This is a genomic window from Cellulomonas septica (genome assembly GCF_012396155.1).
GTDB classification, from domain to species: domain Bacteria; phylum Actinomycetota; class Actinomycetes; order Actinomycetales; family Cellulomonadaceae; genus Cellulomonas; species Cellulomonas septica.
On sequence record NZ_JAAXOY010000302.1, the window covers coordinates 1 to 4246 of the forward strand.

Annotated in this window: 6 protein-coding genes; 4 read left to right on the forward strand and 2 right to left on the reverse strand. The window is 73.2% G+C overall.

Annotation, left to right across the window (positions count from 1 at the left end):
- Positions 1-546: TetR/AcrR family transcriptional regulator (locus tag HGA02_RS11995; RefSeq protein WP_425483062.1), on the reverse strand; the 546-nt coding region annotated here is incomplete at its 3' end.
- 132 nt (positions 547-678) lie between these two features.
- On the opposite strand from HGA02_RS11995, the gene HGA02_RS12000 reads away from it, so the two are divergent.
- Complete coding sequence (locus HGA02_RS12000; protein WP_168679200.1) at positions 679-1515, forward strand: alpha/beta fold hydrolase; 837 nt, start codon at positions 679-681, stop codon at positions 1513-1515.
- Positions 1516-1628: 113 nt separating this feature from the next.
- Here the strand turns inward: HGA02_RS12000 and HGA02_RS12005 are convergent, their stop codons facing one another.
- The gene (locus HGA02_RS12005) at positions 1629-2858 is read right to left on the reverse strand and encodes a cellulose binding domain-containing protein (protein ID WP_168679201.1); all 1230 of its coding nucleotides are present in this window, start codon (positions 2856-2858) and stop codon (positions 1629-1631) included.
- A 272-nt stretch (positions 2859-3130) separates the two neighbouring features.
- Here HGA02_RS12005 and HGA02_RS12010 point away from each other — a divergent pair, with 272 nt between their 5' ends.
- The 3 genes from HGA02_RS12010 to HGA02_RS20435 form a co-directional block, all read left to right on the forward strand.
- Positions 3131-3538, forward strand: a complete 408-nt coding sequence (locus HGA02_RS12010) for an ArsR/SmtB family transcription factor (protein WP_168679202.1) — start codon at positions 3131-3133, stop codon at positions 3536-3538.
- Positions 3535-4026, forward strand: a complete 492-nt coding sequence (locus tag HGA02_RS12015) for an SRPBCC domain-containing protein (RefSeq protein WP_168679203.1) — start codon at positions 3535-3537, stop codon at positions 4024-4026. Before HGA02_RS12010 ends, HGA02_RS12015 begins: the two co-directional genes overlap by 4 nt.
- Positions 4023-4246, forward strand: a 224-nt coding sequence (locus HGA02_RS20435) for a DoxX family membrane protein (protein ID WP_210728486.1), incomplete at its 3' end; no start/stop codon positions are given. The genes HGA02_RS12015 and HGA02_RS20435, both read left to right, overlap by 4 nt.

Here is a 4246-nt window from a genome sequence, read left to right on the forward strand (position 1 = left end):
CGCGCGGCCGGCGATCGCGGCGGTCGTCTGGGCGCCCTCGGCGAGCAGGGCGAGCTGCGCGGCGAGCGCCTGGTCACCCCCGGCCTCGGCGGTGAGCCGGGCGACGTGGTCCTGGAACGACTGCTTGTGCACGCGGACGGCGTCGGCGACGGCGGGCGACGTGGCGCCGAGCTCGCCGAACGCGTTGATGAACCCGCAGCCGCGGAACGTGTCGTCGGTGAACCACTCGGCGAGGAAGTCGAAGATCGCGAGCAGGCGCTCGCGCGGGTCGTCGACGCCGCTCAGCGCACCGCTCAGGCCCGCCTCCCAGATCCCGTGCCGCGCGTCGAGCACCGCGAGCACGAGGGCCTCCTTGCCGGGGAACTCGGCGTAGAGGCGTTTGAGGGAGACGCCCGCCGCGGTGCGGACCTCGTCCATCCCGACGGCCTGGATGCCGCGCGCGTAGAAGAGCGCGTCGGCGGCGGCGACGACGCGGTCGCGCGCATCGATCGTCGCGGTCTGCCCGGTCGTCCCGGCCGTCGCGGTCTGCTCGGTCGCCCGCGTCACGGTCCACCGCCCTTCACCGGGCCGTCGCCCGGCGTTCTGCTCCCCGCCCTTGCGCTGAGAACGCTCGTTCTCTAGTGTAGGCGACAGCGGCGGAGAACGATCGTTCTCCCCTCGACGAGAAGGAGCCAGGCCATGGGACGCATCACCGTCGGCACGGAGAACTCGGTCGACATCGAGCTGCACTACGAGGACAAGGGCACGGGCCAGCCGGTCGTCCTCATCCACGGCTTCCCGCTCGACGGCAACTCGTGGGAGGGCCAGACCGCCGCCCTCCTCGACGCCGGCTACCGCGTCGTGACGTACGACCGCCGCGGCTTCGGCCGGTCGAGCCAGCCGTCCGTCGGGTACGACTACGACACGTTCGCCGCCGACCTCAACGTCGTGCTGGAGACGCTCGACCTGCGCGACGTCGTCCTCGTCGGCTTCTCCATGGGCACCGGCGAGGTCGCGCGCTACCTCGGCACGTACGGCTCGACGCGCGTCGCGAAGGCCGCGTTCCTCGCGTCGCTCGAGCCGTTCCTCACCAAGACCGAGGACAACCCCGAGGGTGGCGCGCCGGCGTCGTTCTTCGAGGACATCGCGGCGACCGTCCGCCAGGACCGGTACGCCTACTTCACGGCCTTCTACCAGGACTTCTTCAACCTCGACGAGAACCTGGGCACGCGCATCTCCGAGGAGCAGGTGCGCCACGCGTGGGACGTCGCCGCCGGGTCCGGCTCGGTCGCGTCGGCCGCCGCGCCGCTCACGTGGGGCACGGACTTCCGCGACGACATCCCGAAGGTCGACGTGCCCGCGCTGATCCTGCACGGCACGAGCGACCGCATCCTCGACGTCGACGTGACCGCGCGCCGGTTCGTCAAGGCGCTCCCGTCGGTCGAGTACGTCGAGATCGAGGGCGCGCCGCACGGGCTGCTCACCACGCACACGGCCGAGGTCAACGAGGCGCTGCTCGCGTTCCTCGCGCGCTGACGCCGCACCGGTCGGCGACGGCCGCTCGTCTGCCGCCTGCCCAGCGGCTCCGGGCCGCACAAGACGAGGTGCCCGCCCCTCCCCGGGGCGGGCACCTCGCCGTCCCGACGTGGTCAGGCCGCCTGGCAGGAGACCGTGGCACCCGCTCCGGTCCCCACGCCCTGGAACCCGAAGCCGGTGCCCTGGCCGGCTCGGAGGGCGCCGTTCCACGCCGCGTTCGTGACGGTCATCGGCTGACCGGTGCCCGCCCGCACGCCGTTCCACACCTGCGTTGCCGACGCCCCCGACGGGAGCGTCACCTGCACCCGCCAGCCGTCGAGGGCGCGCTGCGCCGTGACGTCGACGTTCGCGACGAACCCGCCCGGCCACTGGTTGACGACCGTGTAGGTCGCGGAGCACGCGGCCGTCGGGTCCGGCGGCGTCGTGGTGGTGGGTGTGGGCGTCGGGGTGGGGGTCGGCGTCGGGGTGGGCGTGGGTGTCGGCGTCGGCGTCGGTTCCGGTGCGAGGACGAGGTTCCTCTGCTGCACCGTCCACTGCCCGCCGCTGCACAGCCCGCAGCCCGACGTGACGAACGTCCGGCCGGCCTGCGTGTCGCCCTTGAGCTGCCACTTCGCCCACAGCACCGCGGCGCGCCCGAACTCGCCGCCGTTCGGCTGGTCGTACGTCCCGCCGTGGCCCACGGGCAGGTTGCCCATGAACGCCGGCAGGCCCGCCGGCAGCTTGCCCCAGTCGTCCATCGCGTTCGGGTACGCGATGTCGCCCGGGCCGCCGATGAGGTAGGCGATCGGGTGGTCGAGCCGGCGGAGCTGGTAGTCGTCGGCGTCGTTCAGCAGGCCGCTGCTGAAGATCATCGTCGTGGTCACCCGCGGGTCACCCGACACCGCGTAGGCCTCGAGCCCGCCGCACGAGAACCCGGCGACCGCGATCTTCGACGTGTCCACCCGGTCGCGCAGCGGGCTGCCGGTGCGCGACGACTCCGCGACGGCCCAGTCGATCGACTGCGTGAGCCACGACGAGGTCGACGAGCCGCCGCCGTTCGGGCTGCCGTTGGAGATCACGAGGAACCCGTGCGACGCGATCTCGCGCAGGAACGGCAATGCCGACGTGCCGTTCGCCGAGCAGGCGCCGTTGCTCCAGACGAACACCGGCATCTTCCCGGACGGCAGGTTCACGGGCCGGTAGATCGTGTGGTTCGGCAGGCTCGACGAGGTCTCGTAGTCCGCCGGGTACGGCCCGGACCCGCCTGCGGCGGCGGAGGCGGGCGGCAGGACGGCGCTGCCGAGCAGTGCGCCGGTCACCAGCGTGACCGCGAGGGTCGCCCACCTGTGTCGTCGTTGTGCCATCCCACATCCTTCCTCGGGCCCCGGAGTGGCGGCGCGGGCGGTGCTCCTGCGCGCACGGCGAGGCAATGACGTGCTGCTCCACCTTCCCGAAGCGGTTCGTGCGCTGTCGAGGCGGGAAGCGGTGGATCGTCGGTCCGAATCGTTTTTCACCGGTGTAGAGACAAGGCCGGGCGCGCGCGGGGACGTTGCCAGCGGGCTTCTCAACCGATCGGTTGACACGCGCTCCGGAGCGGGTCCATGGTTGTCGTCAACCAGATGGTTGAGGAGGATCCATGGCGGCGACCGACCCGCTCTCCCGTGCGTTCGCGGCGCTCGCCGACCCGACGCGCCGCGACATCGTCGCCCGGCTCGCCGACGGCGACGCGACCGTCGGGCAGCTCGCCGAGCCCTACGACATCACGCTCCAGGCGGTCTCGAAGCACCTGCGCGTGCTCACCGACGCGGGCGTCGTCCGGCGCGACCCGGAGGACCGGCGCGCACCCGTCCAGCTCGACGCGGAGGTGTTCGCGCTCATGACCCGCTGGATCGAGCGGTACCGCCGCCAGGCGGAGGAGCGGTACCGCCGCCTCGACGACCTGCTCGCCGAGCACCCGCCCGGCAGCAGCGCCGGCCGCACCGGCGACGCCGACCTCACCCACCGCACCGACCGCACCACCGGACCCGAAGGAGGCCGCGCATGACCAGCACCCGGCACGAGACCGAGGTCGTCGCCCCCGACGACCTGCCCGTCGTCCGCCTCGTCCGCGAGTTCGACGCGACGCCCGACCGCGTCTTCCGCGCGCACGTCGACCCCGACCTGCTGCTCCGCTGGTTCGGTCCGGCGGACACGCGGACCCGCCTCGACACGTGGGACTGCCGCTCTGCCGGCTCCTACCGCTACACGCACGTCTCCGGCCCGATGGAGCTCGTCTCGTACGGCTCGTTCCACGAGGTCGTGGAGCCGTCGTCGATCGTCCAGACCGTCGCGGTCGAGGGCATGGGCGACGGCGTCGTGCTCGAGCGCTACCGGTTCGAGCCGCTGCCCGACGGCCGGACGCGCCTCACCGTCACGACGCTCGCCGAGGACTTCACGACGCGCGACCAGATCGTCGCGAGCGGCATGGAGCGCGGCGTCCGCGAGGGCCACGAGCGGCTCGACGCGCTCCTCGCGGACGGCTCGGCCGCATGACCGGGACCCAGGCGCCCGTCGGCGCCGACCGGCGACGCGGCATCCGTTCCCGGACCGCGACCGTCCTCACGTGGGTCGCGCGCGCCGCGCTCGCGCTGGTGTTCCTCGGGGCCGGGGCGTCGAAGCTCGCGGGGGAGGCGGCGATGGTCGAGATGTTCGACGACATCGGCGCCGGCCAGTGGCCGCGCCTCCTGGTGGGCGCGCTCGAGGTCGCGGGAGC

Bases quoted from the DNA above. Each gene is read 5' to 3' on its own strand.
- HGA02_RS12000 (WP_168679200.1), top strand. From the start codon at position 679: ATGGGACGCATCACCGTCGGCACGGAGAACTCGGTCGACATCGAGCTG.
- HGA02_RS12005 (WP_168679201.1), bottom strand. From the start codon at position 2,858: ATGGCACAACGACGACACAGGTGGGCGACCCTCGCGGTCACGCTGGTG.
- HGA02_RS12010 (WP_168679202.1), top strand. From the start codon at position 3,131: ATGGCGGCGACCGACCCGCTCTCCCGTGCGTTCGCGGCGCTCGCCGAC.
- HGA02_RS12015 (WP_168679203.1), top strand. From the start codon at position 3,535: ATGACCAGCACCCGGCACGAGACCGAGGTCGTCGCCCCCGACGACCTG.